At 42.4% G+C, this 20,938-nt stretch carries 17 protein-coding genes; all 17 read left to right on the top strand.

Translation table 11 applies throughout. The features are described from left to right. Positions 1 to 6: 6 nt before the first annotated feature. The 17 genes from HZA77_12285 (at position 7) to HZA77_12205 (ending at position 20,934) form a co-directional block, all read left to right on the top strand. Entirely contained in the window at positions 7 to 2,115 is a 2,109-nt protein-coding gene (locus tag HZA77_12285) for a PAS domain-containing protein (GenBank protein ID MBI5376209.1), read from the top strand. Positions 2,116 to 2,141: 26 nt separating this feature from the next. Further along, the gene (locus HZA77_12280; protein ID MBI5376208.1) at positions 2,142 to 3,518 is read left to right on the top strand and encodes a sigma-54-dependent Fis family transcriptional regulator; all 1,377 of its coding nucleotides are present in this window, start codon (positions 2,142 to 2,144) and stop codon (positions 3,516 to 3,518) included. A 261-nt stretch (positions 3,519 to 3,779) separates the two neighbouring features. Then, positions 3,780 to 3,965, top strand: coding sequence for a hypothetical protein (locus tag HZA77_12275; GenBank protein MBI5376207.1), 186 nt, complete (start codon positions 3,780 to 3,782; stop codon positions 3,963 to 3,965). Continuing rightward, the gene (locus HZA77_12270) at positions 3,962 to 5,923 is read left to right on the top strand and encodes a cytochrome c3 family protein (protein MBI5376206.1); all 1,962 of its coding nucleotides are present in this window, start codon (positions 3,962 to 3,964) and stop codon (positions 5,921 to 5,923) included. Before HZA77_12275 ends, HZA77_12270 begins: the two co-directional genes overlap by 4 nt. Next, positions 5,916 to 7,160 carry a hypothetical protein gene (locus tag HZA77_12265; protein ID MBI5376205.1) on the top strand — a complete coding sequence of 415 codons (1,245 nt, stop codon included), beginning with the start codon at positions 5,916 to 5,918 and terminating at the stop codon, positions 7,158 to 7,160. Before HZA77_12270 ends, HZA77_12265 begins: the two co-directional genes overlap by 8 nt. Beyond that, on the top strand, positions 7,160 to 7,855 hold the full coding sequence (locus tag HZA77_12260; protein MBI5376204.1) for a cytochrome b/b6 domain-containing protein: 696 nt from the start codon (positions 7,160 to 7,162) through the stop codon (positions 7,853 to 7,855). Before HZA77_12265 ends, HZA77_12260 begins: the two co-directional genes overlap by 1 nt. Beyond that, complete coding sequence (locus HZA77_12255; protein ID MBI5376203.1) at positions 7,856 to 8,938, top strand: hypothetical protein; 1,083 nt, start codon at positions 7,856 to 7,858, stop codon at positions 8,936 to 8,938. It begins immediately after the preceding gene. Beyond that, positions 8,935 to 9,903 (top strand): hypothetical protein, encoded by a 969-nt coding sequence (locus HZA77_12250; GenBank protein ID MBI5376202.1) that lies wholly within the window; start codon positions 8,935 to 8,937, stop codon positions 9,901 to 9,903. Before HZA77_12255 ends, HZA77_12250 begins: the two co-directional genes overlap by 4 nt. Before the next feature lie 15 nt (positions 9,904 to 9,918). Next, a complete protein-coding gene (locus HZA77_12245; GenBank protein ID MBI5376201.1) occupies positions 9,919 to 11,904 on the top strand; it encodes a NapC/NirT family cytochrome c in 1,986 nt (661 codons plus the stop codon). Between the two features lie 257 nt (positions 11,905 to 12,161). After that, positions 12,162 to 13,964, top strand: coding sequence for a response regulator (locus tag HZA77_12240; GenBank protein ID MBI5376200.1), 1,803 nt, complete (start codon positions 12,162 to 12,164; stop codon positions 13,962 to 13,964). Between the two features lie 89 nt (positions 13,965 to 14,053). Further along, complete coding sequence (locus HZA77_12235; protein MBI5376199.1) at positions 14,054 to 14,497, top strand: Rieske (2Fe-2S) protein; 444 nt, start codon at positions 14,054 to 14,056, stop codon at positions 14,495 to 14,497. Positions 14,498 to 14,513: 16 nt separating this feature from the next. Then, positions 14,514 to 15,233, top strand: coding sequence for a cytochrome b N-terminal domain-containing protein (locus HZA77_12230; GenBank protein ID MBI5376198.1), 720 nt, complete (start codon positions 14,514 to 14,516; stop codon positions 15,231 to 15,233). Between the two features lie 41 nt (positions 15,234 to 15,274). Continuing rightward, on the top strand, positions 15,275 to 15,703 hold the full coding sequence (locus HZA77_12225; GenBank protein ID MBI5376197.1) for a hypothetical protein: 429 nt from the start codon (positions 15,275 to 15,277) through the stop codon (positions 15,701 to 15,703). A gap of 77 nt (positions 15,704 to 15,780) precedes the next feature. Beyond that, complete coding sequence (locus HZA77_12220; protein MBI5376196.1) at positions 15,781 to 17,046, top strand: cytochrome c3 family protein; 1,266 nt, start codon at positions 15,781 to 15,783, stop codon at positions 17,044 to 17,046. Positions 17,047 to 17,065: 19 nt separating this feature from the next. Beyond that, a complete protein-coding gene (locus tag HZA77_12215) occupies positions 17,066 to 17,668 on the top strand; it encodes a 4Fe-4S dicluster domain-containing protein (GenBank protein MBI5376195.1) in 603 nt (200 codons plus the stop codon). Between the two features lie 3 nt (positions 17,669 to 17,671). Next, positions 17,672 to 18,586 (top strand): polysulfide reductase NrfD, encoded by a 915-nt coding sequence (gene nrfD / locus HZA77_12210; GenBank protein MBI5376194.1) that lies wholly within the window; start codon positions 17,672 to 17,674, stop codon positions 18,584 to 18,586. 26 nt (positions 18,587 to 18,612) lie between these two features. Continuing rightward, entirely contained in the window at positions 18,613 to 20,934 is a 2,322-nt protein-coding gene (locus tag HZA77_12205; GenBank protein ID MBI5376193.1) for a molybdopterin-dependent oxidoreductase, read from the top strand. Positions 20,935 to 20,938: the final 4 nt, after the last annotated feature.

Below are 20,938 nucleotides of genomic sequence, written 5' to 3'. Positions count from 1 at the left end.
AAAATCATGAAAAAAAATATAATTCCATTTGTAATAATATTGCTGGTTATCCCTTCGATATTCATCCTTTCAATAAGACTCCAGAAGTCATCTGAGGAAGAGCTTGTTAAGCGGTATTCTGACCAGCAAATTCTTGTTGCCCGCGAGGTTTCATATTCAATCGGGAGGTTCCTGAAAGGGATTGAAGATGACCTTAATCTTGCAAATTATGTAATTTCAGGAAGTACTCTTAACTCGGGAAATGGTTTCGAAAAGGATGTCCTTTTTCTTTCCGGCTATTTTATGAACATTGAAAATATTTGTGCGGTTTTTATAATCGGGAATAATGAGCTCAGATTTTTTCCTAAAGAAAATAAATGCAGATCAATTGACAGGAAAGCGCTCAGGGAAGCGATAAAATTAACACAGCAGGGAGACAGACAACTTCAGTCATTAATCCCGGGGTCAAGACAGAGGCAGATGATTATTCTTCCTACGGGAAGTTATAACTCCGCGCCGGATACTGACAATGAATATATCATAGGCTGCCTTATAGATGTGACAGGACTTGCAGAGCAATTTGCAAAGCCGCTAAAGACCAGTGAACGCAGTTACGCATGGATCATTGGAAGTGATGGCAACCTCGTCCACCATCCATTCCACAAGGAAATGGAAGGAAGAAATATTTTAAAAAATACAGAGGAATGTTTTGACTGCCATACAAACAGGTTTGAAACAGAGAGAAAAATGCTTTCAGGCAATAGCGGCACTGCTGTATATGGCATAAAAGGGAACGAGGATAAGCTTGTTGTTTATTACCCGATTAATCTGATATCTGTCAGGAAAGAATCGCGCGATACTGGAAAGTCATGGGCTATCGCTATATCAGTACCTTATACTGATGTCACACATTTCATTGCCTCTGTTAACAGGAATATAATCATTCTCTCCGGTGCCTCTATTATCCTCATATTTTTTGTTGGCATGTATACAATAGTTATAAATTCAAGAAGGGTAAGGATTGAGGAGATGATGAAATGGAGCAGGGAGATAATAGAAACAAAGAACCGTCTTGAGACCCTTTTTGATGGTATAACCGATGGTATATGTATAATTGACAAGGATTACAGAATAATTACAATGAACAGGGCAATGGAAGAGATGATGGATGTGGAAGGAGATGCATATGAATCTGATTTCTGTTATAAACAATTTGCAAAAAGGGACAATGTCTGCGATGTCTGCCCGGTCAAGGATACTCTTACCACGGGAAAGCCTTACCAGATTGAAAGAGAGCTTTCCGATAGTGACAGTAAAAAGATAAGACACTGGATGATATATACCTTTCCCATAAGAAATGCGGATGGGGATGTTTTTCAGGTAATTAAATACGTAAGGGATATAACGGCTCAGAAAAGAATAGGAGAAGAACTGGAACTTTCAAAGAGGCTTTCAGCAGTGGGACAGATGATTGCAGGTATAGCACATGAGATAAAAAATCCATTGCAAAACGTCAGCATGGGCATATCGCTTTTAAAGTATGATTTTGGAGATAATATCGAAAGCCGGAAAACACTTGAAGGCGTTTCAGAGGGTGTAAAAAAGCTTAACACCATAGTCTCGGACCTTCTTGATTTTTCACGTCCTCTTAACATCGAGGTCTTTGATTATAACATCAATGAAGTGCTCGACGAAGTGCTTTCGGAATTTGAACAGGAGTTTGCACTTAAGGGGATTTCTATTAAAAAGAATTATCAGAAAGGTGCCTTACATGAGCCGGTAATAAAACTGGATGCCTTCAAGATAAAACAGGTTTTTTCAAATCTCCTCCAGAATGCTGCTGAAGCAATGCCAAAAGGTGGTATAATAGTAGTGACGTCAATTTCTGATGAAGAAGATGGGAAGAAAAAGGTAACTGTGAAAATCAGGGATTCCGGTATAGGTATAAGCAGGGAGAATATATACAAGGTATTCGATCCGTTCTTTACTACAAAAAGCAAGGGTGTGGGACTTGGAATGGCAATAGTAAAAAGGATAATTGAACTTCATAAAGGGACAATATCTGTTGAGAGTAAAGAAGGAAGCTGGACTGAGTTTACTATCGTATTTACAGATGAGGTTCATCATGAGGCATAAGGTGTATTAAAATGACGGAGGCGATAATGAGACAGAAGATACTTGTTGTTGATGATGAGCGTATTATATGCCAGCACCTGAAAAGAGTGCTTGAGAAGGAAGGCTATGAAGTGGAAATTGCATTTAACGGCAAAGAGGCTTTAAAAGTCCTTGAGGCTAAACAGTTCAGCGTTGCTGTGGTTGATATAAGGATGCCTGAGATGGATGGGCTGGAACTTCTCGATATTATAAAAAATAAATATCCTGAAACAGCCGTGATAATCATGACAGCCCACGGCAGCATCGAGACAGCTGTAAGCTCCATGAAAAGAGGAGCCGTTGACTATCTTGCCAAACCCTTTGAGTCTGAAGAGATACTCCTTGTCATTGAAAGAGTTCTGGAGAGGTTAAAACTCCTCGAAGAGAATATATATCTTAAAAGCCAGGTCGAAGAAAAAAACCGCTTTGGCAATATAATCAGCCAGAACCACAAGATTAAATCCATCTTTGATCTCATAACCACGGTTGCTCCTACGGATTCGACTGTAATGATTACAGGAGAAACCGGCACAGGCAAGGAACTCGTGGCAAGGGCTGTGCATTTTAACAGCTACAGAAAATCCAAAAGGTTTGTGACCATAAACTGCGGGGCGCTTCCGGAAACGCTGCTCGAAAGCGAACTCTTCGGACATGAAAAGGGGTCATTTACCGGTGCTGTGCGGCAGAAGTTGGGCAAATTCGAATTTGCAGACGGAGGCACGGTTTTTCTCGATGAGATAGGGGATATAACACAAACCATGCAGGTGAAGCTTTTAAGGTTTGTTCAGGAAATGGAGTTTGAAAGGGTTGGCGGAAACTCCACCATAAAAGTGAATGTCAGGATAATCTGCGCCACAAACAAAAACCTTGTGGAAGAGGTAAAAAAAGGAAATTTCAGGGAAGATCTTTTCTACAGGATAAACGTAGTTCCCATCCATATCCCGCCGCTGCGCGAAAGGATGGAAGATGTACCGATTCTTGCCCTCCATTTCCTGAGGAAAAATGCTGAAAAGATGGGTAAGGATATATCCGCCATATCTCAGGATGTACTCGATAAGATGATGCGCTACAGATGGCCCGGCAATGTGAGGGAGCTTGAGAATATAATAGAGAGGGGCGTAATACTTGAACATGGCAACACCATTTCAAAACTGGATCTTCCCGATGATTCAAGAGAAAATGTCAAAAAGACAGTGGATATAACAGGTTATTCGCTTCCTCAATGGCTTGATATCTATGAGAGCAATTATCTGCGGGAAATAATGGCAAAATATCGCGGAAACGTGGCAAGTGCCATAAGGCAGGCCGGCGTTGGGACCAAGACCTTCTACAGGAAAATCAAAAAATACAACATCAAGCGCTCTGATTTCGAAGAAGGGCAATAGCATTCTAACAGTAATAAGTATCAGATGATTGTTTCATCTTTTATTATATGTGTTTGCTAACTCCTTAGAAGATTAAGTAATTTACGATTACTGCTCATATTTATAATCTCATTAAGTCAATTTCGGGAAAATATCTGTCAATACTGGGAATTTCTTGCCTCTCCCAATCAGCTGCACTAAAATATTGCTAAAAATAACAAGTGGTTAGTCTCGCAAAATAGACAGAAAAATTCTGGCATAAAAACTGCTATAGGGCTTTATATGGATAAACTGAATGTAACTATACGCTGTACCTACTACAGCGAAGAGGCAGTGGTGAAATGCCTGGGATTTAAGGAAGGCATTAAATTTCCAAGCAAGAAGGAAATAATGGAATTCTGCCTGTCCGGGAATTTCAAAAGTTGTCCTGTTTACCAGCAGAAGAAAGAGGGAGGGGGACAGAGATGAGAGGAGCTGCAGGTATTCATAATCATAAAGCAAAATTTATTGTTTGTTTTGTTATTGCATTATTTTTTTTCCTTTCTTTTCCCGGATTGTCTGAATCCGCTTCAGAGCCAGAGCATCCTGCCTGCATAGACTGCCATGATATTAAAGCCGAGAAAGGCGATATCCCTTATGCCCATGATGGTATGGAATGCGCGGACTGTCATCAGGATATAAAATTTACTGAAGACCCTCATTCAAGGAGCAAGCTTGCACCGCTGGAGATTTGCAGCGGTTGCCATGAAAAAGAAGCGAAGGATCTTAATAGCAGTATCCATACAGGAGTGATGAAGGGAAAAGATGTTCGTCCGCCGGACTGTGTGTCCTGTCACGGGAATCATAAGATATTTACCATGGGAAACAAAGGACGCGACCTTCTCCGTGCTGAAATTCCAAAAGCCTGTGCGGTCTGCCACTCAGATCTTAAATTCGTTGCTGTCACCGGAGGTGTTTACTCGAAAAAGGTATATGTTGAATACAACAACAGCATTCACGGACAGTCCATTGAAAAAGGAGTGATGGCTGCTGCAGTGTGTACCGACTGCCATGGCTCGCACAGCATCAAAAGCCCTGTTGAGCAGGATTCAACGGTTTCAAGGGTAAAAGTTCCTGAAACATGCGGCAAATGTCATTACGGCATATTAAAACAGTACGTGAACAGCATACACTATACTGCTGCAATGAAGGGGATATCGTCTTCCCCTGTGTGTACTAACTGCCACGGGATTCATACAATAAGCGCGCTTAAATCTGATGAGAAAGGGAACGGCGGGCGTGAGATAGTCTTTAACTCCTGTGCCAGGTGTCATGGTGATTTAAGGCTTTCAAAGGAATTTACAGTATCTGCTGAGCGCGTGACAAGCTATATGGACAGCTATCACGGACTTGCTGCAAGGCAGGGTGAGCTTACGGTTGCAGACTGCGGAAGCTGTCACGGAGTCCATTCTGTGCTCCCTTCAAGTAACCCTGAGTCAATGGTGAGCAAGAACAACCTGGCAAAGACCTGCGGACAATGCCATGCCGGTTCAAGCGAAAATTTCATGAAAGGGAGCATCCATCTGATGGCGTCGGAAGCCGGCAACTCTATGGAGAGCAGGGTCACTCTTTATCTGAAGTGGTTTTACATCTTCTTGATTATCGCGACCATTGCCGGAATGGGAGCACACAACCTCCTCGATTTTATAAGGAAAGCGCAGAAAAAGTACCGTGGAGAAATCCCTCATGCGCATAGGTCTGGAATATACTACGAGAGGATGAGCTTAAGCGAAAGAGTTCAGCATCTGATGCTCCTCACATCTTTCATTGTGCTTGTAATAACAGGGTTTGCCCTTAAGTTCCCGGACTCATGGTGGAGCTATCCGTTCAAGATCATCGAGGGTGGGGCATCTATGAGAGGCCTTGTTCATAGGATAGCAGCTGCAGTCATGACAGCCGCAGCTCTCTATCATGTCTATTTCATCATTGTCACAAAAAGAGGAAGATCTTTTCTTAAGGGAATGATCCCTGTATTTAAAGATGCTAAGGATGCATTGATGAATCTCATGTATATGGCTCTTGGCAAAGGAGAAAGACCAAAATATGACCGGTTTAATTATATAGAAAAAAGCGAATACTGGGCACTTGTATGGGGGACCTTTGTGATGGCGGCAACAGGGGCTGTACTATGGTTCGAAAATGAAGTGATGATGTATTTACCGAAGCTCTTATTTGACGTCTCAGAGGTCATCCACTATTATGAAGCATGGCTTGCCACTCTTGCCATACTTGTTTGGCATATTTACTACGTAATTTTCAATCCCGATGTTTATCCAATGAACTGGACATGGCTTACCGGTAAGATATCAAGGGAAGAGATGGAAGAAGAACACCCTCTGGAACTTGAAAAAATTGAACAGGAAACGAAAGAGGTCGGCAATGAATAAAACGAGAAATGTTGAAATCAGGCTTTGTCTGCTGCTTGTGGTTTTTATTGTGTTTGCCTTCAGCGCTTTGGCTTCTGATGAATGTCTGAAGTGCCATGGAGAAAAAAGCATTATGAAAGCTTCCAAAGGAGAGAAGCTCTATATAGATGTTGAAAAATATTCTTCTGCCATACACGGGAAACTCGGATGCCGTGACTGTCACTCGGAGATGGGTGAAGTGAAAAGCTCCCTTGAACATGACAAGAATACCAAAGTATCCTGCGAGAACTGCCACGACAAGGAATTTGAAACATACCGCCAGAGCGTGCATGGATGGGCGAGGAAATCGAAAAAATCATCGCCTCCATACTGCAGTGACTGTCATGGGAGTCATTATATATCATGTACAAGTGAGCCGGACTGCAATGTATCGCCCATAAATCAGATAAAGATCTGCATTAAATGCCATGAAGATGAAGAGGTTGTGAAGGACTACGGACTCCCATCGGTCGAATTTATAAGGTCATATGAAAAGAGCGTACACGGTAAAGCAATAGAGGAAAAAGGACTTCTGGTTGCAGCGGTATGCAGCGATTGTCATGGTTCGCACGGCATAAAGGCTGTAGATAATCGGGGGAGCCTTGAATTCAAGAAAGATGTTCCTGCTCTCTGCGGAAGATGCCATAAGACTGTGGAGATAGAATATATGGACGGAATTCACTGGAAGGGTATTGAAAACGGAAAAAAGGAGAGCCCTGTCTGTACCGACTGTCATGGAGAACACCGCATACTCTCACCGCAGGACAAGAACTCTTCTGTCTACACGGCAAATGTTCCAACTATGTGCTCGAAATGCCATGAAGACGTAACACTTACGGAAGTATTTGGCATGTCTTCAAACAGATATAAAACATATATGGAAAGCTTCCATGGAGTTCTTCTTGAATATGGAGAAGCTAAAGCTGCCAATTGCGGAAGCTGTCATGGGGTACACAAGATCCTTCCGCCTTCCGACCCTGCTTCAAGTGTAAATCCTGAAAACCTTCCTGTCACCTGCGGCAAATGCCATCCGCAAGCCGGAGTAAAATTCAAAAATGCTAAGATCCATATAGAAGCCAAGAAAGAGAGTTCCGCCGGCAAGTATTATGTAAGAAAATTCTATATCTGGTTCATAGGGATACTTATTGTGATTTTTGCGTCTTATGTGCTCCTCGAAATTTTTAATTACAGATCAAAAAAGAAAAAGGGAGAGAGCTGATGGCAAAGGAAGGCGAAAAAGTCTTAAGAGTCAATCTGATTTTTAGAACACAACATATATCTCTGATGGTTTCCGCCCTTGTGCTTGCCGTAACAGGATATGCACTGCTAATGCATAAAAGCGAGGCGGGGAAATTTATAATAAACTTTCTGGGAGGATATGAGTCAAGGGCTTTAATTCATCGTATTTCAGCGATCGTTCTTATTGCAGTTTGCATATGGCATTACCTCTATGTTTTATTCTCGAAAAAAGCCCATGATGAATTCTTAAAGATTATTCCCTCTATAAGTGATGTAAAAGATTTTTTCAACACCATAGCTTATTATCTGGGAGGGAAAAAATCCTTCCCAAATTTTGACAAGTTTAACTTCATCCAGAAATTTCAATACTGGGGTGTAGCGGTTGGCATGATAGCAATGATAATGTCAGGATTGGTCCTCTGGTTTAAGGATATATCCATGGCGGTTATCCCCAAGTGGGCGATTGACACCTTGATAGCTTTGCACGGTTATGAGGGAGTAGTAACATTTCTTGTTCTTTTCATTTGGCATCAATATAATGTGCATCTTAATCCTTCCGTATTCCCCATGGACAGTGTGTGGCTTGATGGCATGATAGATGTGGAACGGTTGCGGAAAGAGCATCCTCTTGAATACGATAGACTGATGAGTGAAGCGGTTAAGGGAGGCAGATAAATGGATCTTAAGGCAGCAGAAAAATTTAGAGGATTTTTTTTCATGGCTTCACTCTTTTGTGCTTTCTTTGTCATTCCTGCAACAGTCCATGCAGATGAGGAAAACTCAAAGTGTTTTGTCTGTCACGGCAAAGTAGGTTTTGCTAATCCTCTGAAGACCGGAAAAGTTATTAGTCTTTATATCAACTTTAAAGAGTTTTCCGAAACTGTTCATGGAAAGAAGCTTTGTACTGACTGTCACACAGATGTGAAACAGATACCGCACAGAAATGTGATAGGTAAGGTAAACTGCGCAAACCAGTGCCATTTCCTCGGCAATCCGTCCGGCGCTCCTGAGACTGTGAAATATATAGAATACAAGAACAGCATTCATGGCAAAGCTCTTTTTGCAGGGAACCAGTCTGCACCGCAATGCCAGGACTGCCACGGCAAACACAATATATTCAAGCCTTCAGATTTAAGGTCTGCTGATGCGAGGGAAAATATCCCCAAGACCTGCGGTAAGTGCCACCTTCAGGAATATGTGGATTTCAATACAAGTATCCATGGCACCCAATTCAAAGCAGGAAACAAAGATGTTCCAGTATGTACAAGCTGTCATGGCGAACATAATATATTCAAACCCGAAGATGCAAGGTCAACGGTTTCTGCCGCTCATATTACAAAAACATGTTCAGCCTGTCATGATAAAGTGCAGATAATGGAGAAATACGGCATACCCACTGAACAGGTTGCGACTTACGATGAGAGCTTTCATGGGATAGCCGTAGAATTCGGAGTAAAGAAGGCGGCAAACTGTTCAAGCTGTCACGGGTATCATGATATAAGGGCTTCAGAGGATCCCGGGTCTTCCATAAATATAAACAACATTCCTAAGACTTGCGGTAAATGCCATCCGGGAGCAAATGTAAATTTCGCAAAGGGGAAAGTCCATATAAATCCCAAGAGCAAGGAATCGGGCATCGTATATTATATTTCCAAGGCTTTTATGGTTCTTACGATTTCTACAATGCTTGTTCTCATAATTCACATAATGCTCGATTTGCGAAAAAGGATGCAAAAAAGGAAGGAAAACAGAGAATGAACGAGAAAAATGATAAAGACTTGGCAGATAACGGAAATGAACTCAGGGACAAGGTGAGAAAACAGATCATAGAGGAATTGCGCGAGAAATACGGCAATGGCTATAAGGAAGAGGAGGTTGAAAAGATTGCTTCCGATATTCTTGAAGGTTATGCAAGCATAAAGGAGAAAGCCCTTCTTGATTATATTAAAAACCAGCCTGCTAAAGAAATAGCTAAAATGGAAAGAGCAAAGGCTGATGCGGCAAGTCATGGAATATTGGCAGAAAAGGAAGGTGAGGATTTCTTTGTAAGATTCGGAATAAACTTCAGGGCCCAGCATATGCTGCTTTTCTCAAGCTGTATTATCCTTATTTTAACCGGAATGCCTGAGAAGTTTTATTATACGGGAATTGCCTCGTTCTTAATTAAACTTATCGGAGGGATGGGAACTGTCACGTTCATCCACAGGATAGGTGCAGTTGGGCTTATAGCTATGTTTACCTATCATGTTCTGATTTATACGCCTTTTACGCGGCAGGGGAGAAAGGATTTCCTTGAACTTCTTCCGGGGCCAAAGGATATTTTTGATGTAATCCAGATGATAAAATATTTTTTTGGATATGCTACCGAGAAGCCAAAGTTCGGACGTTTCTCCTACATTGAAAAATTCGATTACTGGGCTGTTTACTGGGGCTGTCTTGTAATGATAGGTTCAGGTTTTCTCATGTGGGTAGAAGTAGAATCAATAAATATGTTCGGCAAGACAATTGTTGATATCTGCAAGGAGGCTCACAGCGACGAAGGATTGCTTTGCACGTTGGCCATCCTTATATGGCATTTCTATAATGTTCATTTCAATCCCAAGGTTTTCCCGATGAGCTGGGTCTGGTGGAACGGGAAAATTTCCAAAGAGGACATGATTGAAGAGCATCCGCTTGAATATGAAATGATAATGAAGGACAAAAAACACCGAGGGAAGCATTAGACAAAGAGGAATGAAATGAAAATTATAAAAAATATATTAATTGTTTTTGCAATCATAGCTGTTGTTTCCATAGCGGTTACACAAATACTCCACAGAAGTTTTAAAAATCCGGAGTTCTGCCTCAAATGCCATTACATGAAACCCTATTATGAACAATGGCAGAAATCAACACACAACAAGGTGGGATGCATTCAGTGTCATGATTATAAAATGGGGAAAATAACGGCAAGCGCTTTAGTCTATTTCATGGGTTACTATAATCCAAGGCCTATCGGAGATGTTAAAAATGAAAGCTGTCTTGCAAGCGGCTGTCACAGTGACAGGATGATTAACAGCAAAGAGGCTTTTGCAATGAAAATAGTTTTTGACCACAAACTCCACATGGGTACCATGCTGAGAGGAAAGATGCTGAGATGTACAAGCTGTCATTCCCAGATAGTGCAGGGGAGCCATGTAGGTGTGACTGAAGATGTCTGCTTTCTTTGTCATTTTAAGGGGATGCAGGTTAATCAGGCTTTTACAGGTTGTCCTTCCTGTCATGGAGTTCCTGAAGGGATGGTAAACCATGGCGGTTACTCTGTGAACCTTAAAGAATATATAGCTACCGGGATAGAGTGCAATCGCTGCCATACATCAGTTGTAAGCGGCACAGGAGAAGTGAATCATGACAAGTGCTATTCCTGCCATCCGTCACGGGTCGAGAAATATGATGATCATAAGTTTATTCATGACAAGCATGTATCTGAAAAAGGGATAGACTGCTTTTATTGCCATGAAAAAATAAAACATGGCAATATAAAGATGACTAATCCTCTTGAAGTAAAGTGCGAGGGGTGCCATCAGAATATGCATGGCTATCAGAAAGAGATGTATATGGGCGTTATGGGAAAAGGGATAACAGATGTCCCAAGTCGTATGTTTGCAGCTCAGGTTGCCTGCGACGGTTGTCATACGGAAGTGCATGTTGTGGGCGGCAAGCATGTGCTGGGCGAAGCAATCGCTGCCGCTAATGAAAAGTCATGCCTTGCCTGCCATGAAAAAGGTTATGATTTAATGCTGCGATCATGGAAGAGCGGAGTGGATTCCCTTGCAGGTTATGTTGACAGGAGGCTGAAGCTCGTTTCAACCGGCAAATCTTCTAAAGAGTACAATGACGCGGTTTTCAACCTTGATTTTGTGAGAAAGTCAGGGGGATTTCATAATATTGAGTATGCGGTGAAACTTCTTGGAATGGCAGACGGAGTGGCGGAGAATTTAATAAAGGATCAGGGGAAGGACCCTGACAAGGACAGCATTCTCAAGATGAAGGGGAACTATTGCGCCACATTGTGCCATAACTATATAGAAACCGATAAGGTATTCCCTTACAGAAGCATTGATTTTCCTCATAATATGCATATATCTGATTTCGGCATAGATTGTACCGAATGCCATTCAAATACAAAACACAAGAGTACGACTCTTACGCTTAAAGATTGTGCAGCCTGTCATCATGGCGGCGATGACAAAACAGCGGACTGCAGCAGGTGCCACAAGCAGGAATACAAGCTCTACTATGGAAAAGGGAAAGAATATATCTCTGATATGTCTCCTGATTCCATGGCAACAGCGGGTGTCGGCTGCGCAGACTGCCACCTTCCTTCAAAGGGTGAGCCTGCTTCATCTGGATTGGAGCGTTGCAAAGGATGCCATGATGATAAATACAGGACCATGCCTGATGAATGGAAAAAGGTAATAGAAGCAAAAATAAAAAGCATAGAAGAAATGAAGGAAAAAATTGAAATTGCCATTGAAGGCGCTGAAAGAGAAAAGAAAATGGATGTGACTGCCTTTAGGAAATCTTTTATGAATGGTGTAAATGTCATTGAATTTATAAAGAGAGGCCAGGCAGTACACAATTTCGAGCAGGCAAAAGCTTCTCTGAATAAAGTGGAGGGGACTTTTAATGCATTATGGGATCAACTTTTTACACAGCAGAAAAAAGTCTCCCCAACAGCCTGACATCATGTCACTTCAGCTTCTGTTTTGACATTTTGTCTAATGATTTTTTTTCTTTAAATTTCGTTGAAATTTATTTTTTGCTGATATGACTCAATATATCAGTCTCTTGCCTTAGATTAAGGTTTCTCAAATTCCTTGGCACAGTATTTGCTCTTCTTGTTCATCGCTCAATAATAAATTTCTTGACTTCCATAGGGCTTAGTGTGATTTTTAATGGAACTAATTTCAAACAGACCTGGATGTGAAAGGACGAGAAGATGAAGAAGATTTTCATAATCGATGCGGATGAGAGCTTTCAAAAGACAGTAGCTGCAAGATTCAATGGGGAAGGTTTAGAATACGAGGTTTTTTCAACGGCTTCTGAAGCTTTAATCAGGATGACTTCAGAAATACCTGCTGTTGTTTTCCTTGATTATAACATTCCTGACAGAAGCAGTGTTGATGTTTTAAAAGAGATTCTCAGGATAAACCCTGATACGCGGGTAATAATTGTTGCTTCCGGAGTTGTTGAAGAATCTGGCGGCGAACTAATCACTTATGGTGCGGCTGATTACGTTGTTAAACCGGTTAATCTCAACAAGCTCGTTTCAATTGCAAAAAAACAGATTGAAAGAAACAAGATAGTTGAGGAAGGAAATATAAAATCAAGAGCATGGTGGCGCAAGTCTTTTGATTTTATCGGAATACATTTCCCTGTGGGAAAAGATGATGTCATCCATGTTTCAAAGAGGATTTATTACAGCATAGGAATTTTTTTTGCTGTTGTTATAGTGGGAAGCATTGGATTTATCCAATTCAGTATGAGTCCTACCTTCTGCAATTCATGCCATATTATGAGGCCTTACTATGACATGTGGAAAAATTCGAGACATAATACAGTTGCCTGTGTTGACTGTCATTATCCTCCGGGCTTCAGGGAAGAGATAAAGGGAAAATTTCAGGCTGCAACACAGGTTGTAAAATTCCTTACCGGGACATACAGCACAAAACCCTATGCCCAGATAGAAGATGCTTCATGTCTGCGCACAGGGTGTCATGCGACAAGGCTCTTAAGCGGCAAGGTTCTTTTCAAAAAGGGTATAGTCTTTGACCATACACCGCATCTTACACAGATGAGGGGAGGCATTAAGCTCAGATGTACGTCATGTCATTCGCAGATAGTTCAGGGGTCGCATATTGCGGTTACTGAGACAACATGTTTTACCTGTCATTTTAACGGTCTTGAAAAAGACCCATCGCTTTGGGAAACACAAGCAAAATGTACAATCTGCCATGAGATACCAACACAGGATATTCAATTTGAAAGCATCACATACAATCATCAGGATTTTGCAGGCAAAGGGGTTGCCTGCCAGAAATGCCATCTTGAGGTAGTGAAAGGATTAGGAGAGGTTCCTAAAGAGTTTTGCGTAACCTGCCACGGCGAGCCAGAGCGCCTTGCAAAATATAATGATTTTGAATTTCTCCATAAACATCATGTTACAGATAAGAAGGTTGAATGCACCAGATGCCACACGGAGATCAAACATAGCGTAAAAACGAGCGTTAAACCTCTTGAGTATAGCTGTGATATCTGCCACAAGGATAAACATACAGGACAGAAAGAACTTTATATGGGTATTAGCGGCAGAGGTGTAGAGAAAATGCCAAGCCCCATGTTTATCGCCCAGGTGGATTGTATAGGCTGTCATGTAAATAAAGATAAGGTAAATGACCATACCCAGTTTGACGGTTTTACTCTCCGTCCTTCTGAGGATGGGTGCATTTCCTGTCATGGCAATGACTATAAGGGGATACTCAAGGATTGGAAAGATTCAGTCAATGCACAGCTTAAAGAAACTAAGGCATTGCTCAGCCAGATTGCACCGCTTGTTGGAGGAGCTCCTGATAATATTAAGAAACTTTATGATGACGCAAAATACAATATTGAATTCGTAGAGTATTCAAAAGGAGTGCACAACATTGACTATGCAATAGCTCTTTTGGATAAATCCAAGGAATATATAAATCAGGCAAGAGAAATGCTTTTTAAAAAGAGCCAGAAGTCGGCTAAGCTTTAATTAATTTAAGTAACAGGTTTGGAGATTTTAAATATTCTAAAAATGCAATATTTAATGGTTTGCATTTTAAAAAGGGGGTGAAATAAATTATGGAAGAGAGCAGTAAGGGTGATGTTTTCGGGAGGCGTACGTTTCTTGATTATATGATTGGGTTCGGGGTAACCTCGTGGGCTTTATTAACTGTTTATGTGACTGGTGCATATCTTTGGCCATCGAAGAAATCGATTGGCACTAATACTGAAGATTCCGTTTCGATTCCTCTCTCAGATGTTCCTGAAGGCTCTTCGAGAAAAATCAGGTACAAGGCTAATCCTGCAATCGTAGTGAGAACCAAAGAAGGGGTTTTTGCCCTTTCCGCTGTGTGTCCTCACCTTGGATGCCTTGTGAACTGGCATGATGGGGAAAAACTTATTGAGTGTCCCTGCCATGCTGCAAAGTTTGACTTGAGGGGAAATGTGCTTGGAGGACCTGCTCCCAAGCCCCTTGAGACGTTCAAAGCTGAAATTAAAGAGAACGTTATTAAAATAGGTTAGGGAGGCTAAATATAAAATGGCTGACAATGAACATAAGGATTTGGAAAAACGGACAAGTTTCAGGGAAATTATAAACCTGATTTCACTTACTGGTTTTGTTTATGGTCCTCTTGATGATAGGTTAAGCATTAGAGAGGCTCTTGAGAAAAATCTTAAAAAGCCCGTTCCTGATCATGTTAACTGGTTGTTCTGCTTTGGCGGAGTGACATTCCTGCTTTTTATAGTTCAGGCTTTTACAGGAGTGCTTCTTCTCATGTATTATCAACCTACTACTGCCGAGGCTTACAAAAGTGTTGTTCATATAACGAATAATGTCCCCTTCGGATGGCTAATGCGCGGCATTCATCACTGGGCGGCAAACCTTATGAGTGTGTTCTGTCTTTTACACATGTTAAGGGTCTTTTTCTACGGAGCCTATAAGGCACCCCGCGACTTCAACTGGGTCACAGGGGTAATGCTCCTTTGTGTTACACTGGGGTTCGGTTTTACCGGATATCTCCTCCCCTGGAACCAGATATCGTACTGGGCAACAACGGTTGGTACAGAGGTCCCGAGTGCAATGCCGGTTGCCGGTGATCTCATAAAAATGCTCATAAGGGGTGGTAGTGATATTTCACAGGCAACACTTACAAGATTTTTTGCGATTCATGTCCTGATTCTGCCGGCTGCAATAGCAGTTTTTCTTATCAGTCATTTCCTTATGATCAGACGGCAGGGGATATCAGAGGCATTATAAGAAAAACAATTGCTTTACTCCAATAGCGGAGGAAATTTGGGATGAGTAATACTGAAAAAAAACATGAAGAGGAAAAAGGGATACCTTTTTTTCCTAATCATATATTAAAAGAAATTATAGTTGCATTTATTGTATTTGGCGGTCTGATTACTCTGGCCACTTTGTATCCTGCACCGATGGAGCCACCGGCAGATCCATTTACAACACCGGAACATATAAAACCGGAATGGTATTTTCTTGCGGCTTACCAGTGGCTTAAAGTGGCAGAGTATCTTGATGTTCTTGGACAGTGGGCGCCAAAGGTAATTGGCGTTCTCGGTCAGGGAGTAGTGTTTGCACTCCTCGTATTGTTTCCGTTTTTTGATAAGAACCCTGAACGTAAACCCAGCAGGAGGAAGTTTGCCATTCTGCTCGGTATAGTGGGCGTTATCTCATTTGCAGCCCTCACAATATGGGGTCATTATTCTTGATCAATTATTCAAATAACAAAAAAAGGAATATGCCAATAAAAAAAGGAATTATGAAAATGAATCCAAAGAGGACACTAATGTTAGTTTGTACTCTTTTGCTAATCAGCAGTGTAATAGCTGTTGCTCCTGTTTTTGCAGAGAACAATGGATGTGTTACCTGCCACAGGGGACTTGACGGAGAGGCTCAGAAGGTAGTTACCCAGTGGGAAACAAGTATACATAAAGCAGAAGGGATTTATTGCCAGGATTGTCACGGCGGCAACCCTCTTGTAGATGATGACATGGACAAGGCAATGTATCAGGCAAAAGGTTTTATAGGAAAGCCGTCTAAGAAAGCGGTCCCTGAACTTTGCGCGAAGTGCCATTCTGACACTGTAAGGATGAGGAAGTACAACGTAAGAACAGACCAGTATGATCAATACAAGACAAGTATTCACGGAATACAGCTTGAAAAAGGGGACACAAATGTAGCGGTCTGCTCAAACTGTCATGGAGCCCATGACATAAAGAAAGTAAATGATCCCGGCTCTTCGGTATATTATACCAATGTACCCGATACCTGCGGGAAGTGCCATGCGGATTCTCAGCTTATGAGCAAATATGGGATCAAAGCCGAACAGCTTGCTCTCTACAAAGAAGGGTATCATGGACAGATTCTTTATGGGAAAGTAAAGGACAAGAACCCTGCACTGGTTCCTAACTGTGCGACTTGCCACGGCACTCATGGCGCAACACCTCCGGGAGTTAAGGATGTAGCAGAGGTTTGCGGCAGCTGTCACGGCACAGTGCTCGACAAGTTCAGGGAAGGGCCTCATTATGCTGCACTGCAGAAGAACGGAAGCCCTAAATGTTATGACTGTCATGGAAGTCACAAGAACAAGATGCTTGCCCCTGAGATGTTCCAGGGAGTTGAATCCGGACATTGCGGCGCCTGTCATCAGGGCAATGACATCCAGCAACTGGCAAAAGATATTTACGCGGTAATACTGGATACTAAGGGCGAGGTTGACAGAGCTAACAAAGAAGTACTAAGCATAGAATATTCAGGAAGGAACAACCAGGACATCGAGGACCTTATGAATGAGGCGGGGACTTATTACAAGGAGATTGGTCCTCTTACCCATTCGTTGAACCTGGAGAAGATAAATGAGTTGAAGACAAAAATTACGGCGAACACAGATAAGGTTCAGCAGACTGTTTCGGAATTCAAGCAGGGACTGGATATGAGGAAAAAGAACCTTGTCTATTATTTGGTTATCATAGTTTTGATTGTCATCCTTCTTTATGCGAAGTTGAGGGTGGTAACGGATGAGTATGAGAGGACAGCAAAAAAAAAGAGTTGAAAGGATAATGGGTTGAACAATGGCAGAGACTAAAGAAAAGAAAACACCAAGATATGCAATGGTGATAGATCTGAGGCGCTGTATCGGGTGCCACAGCTGTTCTGTCGCCTGCAAGAGTGAGAATGATGTTCCGTTAAGCGTTTTCAGATCATGGGTAAAAATAATTGAGAAGGGACAGTATCCGAACGTGAGCCGTTCTTTTCTCCCCTCGTTATGCAATAACTGTGAAAAACCGATCTGCGTACAGAACTGCCCTACACAGGCATCGTACCAGAGAGAGGACGGCATAGTTATGGTTGACCCTCACCGGTGCATAGCATGCAAGTACTGCATCGCATCATGTCCTTACGATGTCCGTTTTGTAAATCCAATAAAGCGGATCGTACAGAAATGTTATTTCTGCGAGCACAGGGTTGATCAGGGGATAGCGCCGGCATGTGTTGTTACATGTCTGGGGCATGCACGTATTTTCGGGAATATCAAAGATCCTGATTCAGAGATTTCAAAACTGCTTGCAACGAATCCGGTGCAGGTTTTAAAGCCTGATATGGCTACAAAACCGCATGTTTTCTACATTGCGGCAGATCTCGAGGTTATGGATCCGATGAAAGGGAGAGAATAAGTCATGGATGTGAATGTCGTATACAATACACCTTATGAAATGCCTTTGGGTTACTGGATAGCAACATATTTTTATCTTACAGGATTGAGTGCAGGTTCATTTGTTATCTCTGTTCTTTCTACCCTTGGCGGGAAAACAGAGTTTAAACCGATAGGGAGGATTGGCGCTTTAATGGCTCCAATACTCCTCGTGCTGGCGCCGTCTACCCTTATCGTTGACCTTGAACAGCCTTTGCGGTTCTGGCACCTTTTCTTGTACCTCAATCCGAAATCGCCAATAACATACGGAAGTTTTCTTCTTACTGCCTATCCGATAAACGGTATTATCTACGCATATTACCTCTTTACCGGAAGGGACAAGCTAGCCAAGAGGCTTGGTATCATAGGAATCCCTCTTGCTATTGCAACTCATGGATACACAGGTTTCATACTTGCCCTTGGTAAAGGAAGAGCTCTATGGTCAACGGCTCTCATGCCGACCCTCTTCATTGTTTCTGCAATGGTTTCGGGTTTTGCAATGATGATTGTCCTTGCGGCAATAAGGAACAAGTACTTTTACGGGAAGATGACATCGGAACAGAGAGAGGCAGATAAAACGCTTATATGTCAGCTCGGCACGTATCTTGCCTTTGCGATCCTCTTTGATCTTTTCCTCGTGTTTAACGACATCCTCGTCCTTCTTACATCGACGGAGGAAGCGCTAAGGGTTGCAAAGCTTATTCTTTTTGGTGACTTCAGTCTTGAGTTTGTTTTTGTCGAGTTGATCATAGGCGGGCTGGTGCCGCTTGTGATTCTGCTTAGTCCCAAGTTTAATAAAGCTCTGGGGAATACAGTTTTTGCTTCTTTGCTGACATTGTTGGGTGTTTACTCAATGCGCGTCGTGGTCGTTATCGCGGGGCAGAGTCTTCCTCTGCACTGATTACTATAGAATAGGGGTTAGAGAATATGTGTGCAATGAAAAGAAGGGATTTTTTAAAGGTTTCTGCGGCAGGTGCTTCTGCTTATGCTATGGGAAATTACATAGAAAAGAAGATAGAAGCTCAGGAACTCCAGATGGGAGGCCGCAGTGTTTCAAGGACGACTGAGAAAGAAAGAAAGGGTACATTTTCCACATGCCTTAACTGCTATGCCAGGTGCGGAATCATGGGGTTTGTAGAATACAGGAGAATAACCAAGCTGGAAGGCAATCCCGCCCACCCGAACAGCAGAGGAAGGCTTTGTGCCAAGGGGCAGGCCGGTGTAAATCTCGTTTATGATCCTGACCGGATCCTGTCACCCATGAAGAGAGTGGGAAAACGCGGCGAAGGAAAATGGGAGAAAATATCATGGCAGGATGCTCTGGATATGACTGCTTCAAAGCTGAAAGAGCTTAAAACTGAAGGTCATCCGGAAGAGTTTATTTTTCAGAGCCCCCGCGATATAACCACACAAAATCTGGCTAAAAGATTTCTCCATGCTTATGGTTCACCCAATGTATTTGCTGATGCCTTTCTTGGCGGGAACAACAAGAAAGTCGCTCATATGCTTTCCTGGGGTTCTGATCTGGACATAAGCGATGTTGCCAACACACAATATATCCTTAATTTCGGCTCCAATCCTTATGAAGCTTTTATATTGAGGACAAGCTTTGTCCAGAGAATCGTAGAGGCGAGGTCAGAGAGGATTGATGAAAATAAGATCCATAAACCTGCAAAGATAGTTACCTTCGATGCGCGAATGTCTCAGACAGCAGGAAGAAGCGATGAATGGCATCCTATAAAGCCGGGAACTGATGCGATTGTGGCGCTTGCAATGGCGAATGTAATTATGGAAGACGGGCTTTATGATCGGGAGTTTATAGAAAAATGGACCAACTATTCTCCGGAGAAGCTCGCTTTGCATCTTAAGAGATATACCCTCGACCTTGCGGAAAAAGAGAGCGGTGTTCCTGCTAACGATATCAGGAGAGTCGCACTCGAGTTTGCCGAGACAAAGCCGGCAACTACCATATCCACAGGAGGGGTTACAAAACATGTCAATGGAGTTTACAGTGAACGGTGTATATTCCTTCTTAATGTTATTACCGGGAATATTGATGTAAAAGGAGGATACTGTATGCCGCGGTGCTTCGCGCTTGAAGATTTGGCACCGGCACCTCAGCCCCCTTCGGCAAAAAGCAGCATTCTTGACCGCCGTGAATCCCCGTTTATTGCCGGTGAGCCTGAGGACCAGGTTCTTTCAAAAATAGCGGGAGGAAAATATAAGTGCGGCGTTTATATGACTTATAACTATAACCCGGCGTATTCGGTTCCGGACAACGTAGGCGCTGCCGCTGTTCTTAAGGATGAGAAACTTATCCCGTTTCATGTTGCCATAGATTCGTATTACTCGGAGACTTGTGACCTTGCTGACTTAATCCTTCCGTCTGCAAGCTATCTTGAAAGATGGGAGCTTGAATCTCCACCTGCAATGAACTTTATTCCTTTTGTAAGTTTAAGACAGCCTGTTGTGAAGCCGCTGGGTGACAGCATGGCATTCACAGATATCATTATCAAGCTTGCAAATGTTGTCGGAGAAGGAGTTGCCGGAGCCTTCCCGTTTAAGGATTCAAAAGATTATGTGAGGCAGATTGCCTCAAAAATACCCGGGCTCGATGCAGCAGGCGGAATTGACTACCTTGCACAAAATGGCTTCTGGGCTGATTCAAACGTTGTTCCTGAATACCAGAGTTATAAGCAAAAGGGATTTAATACTCCTTCCGGAAAAATAGAGATTTACTCGGAACGGCTTGAAAAAGCAGGGTTTGACCCGCTTCCTTCATATCATCCCATAGAAGAACATAAAAGCCTTAAGGGGGATGAGTTTATACTTGTTAAATTCCAGTACAATGTCCATACCCATGACAGGACATCAAACTGCATGTGGCTTTCAGAAATCATCCATCATAATGGAATCTGGATAAATGCTGATGTTGCGGAAAAAATGGGAATAAAAAAAGAAGATATGGTTAAACTGACTTCCAAAAAAGGGAGTATTACAGGAAAGGCATGGCTTACTAACGGCATTCATCCGCAGGTAATTGCAGTGTCTGACAGCTGCGGGCATAACAAATATGGACATGTAGCTCTTGCTGAAAGTTTCGAAAGTGAAGATCCAAACACTGATTTCATCTGGTGGGAAGAAGAAGGGAACGGAGTTAATCCTAATCCCGTGATTGCTCTAAAAGCTGATCCCATAGGCGGCGGTCAGAGCTGGATGGACACTGTTGTAAGGATAAGCAAGGCATAAAAAA

This window comes from Candidatus Schekmanbacteria bacterium, from assembly GCA_016219965.1.
Classification (GTDB): domain Bacteria; phylum Schekmanbacteria; class GWA2-38-11; order GWA2-38-11; family J061; genus JACRJM01.
This window is presented reverse-complemented; position numbering and strand designations above follow the sequence as displayed.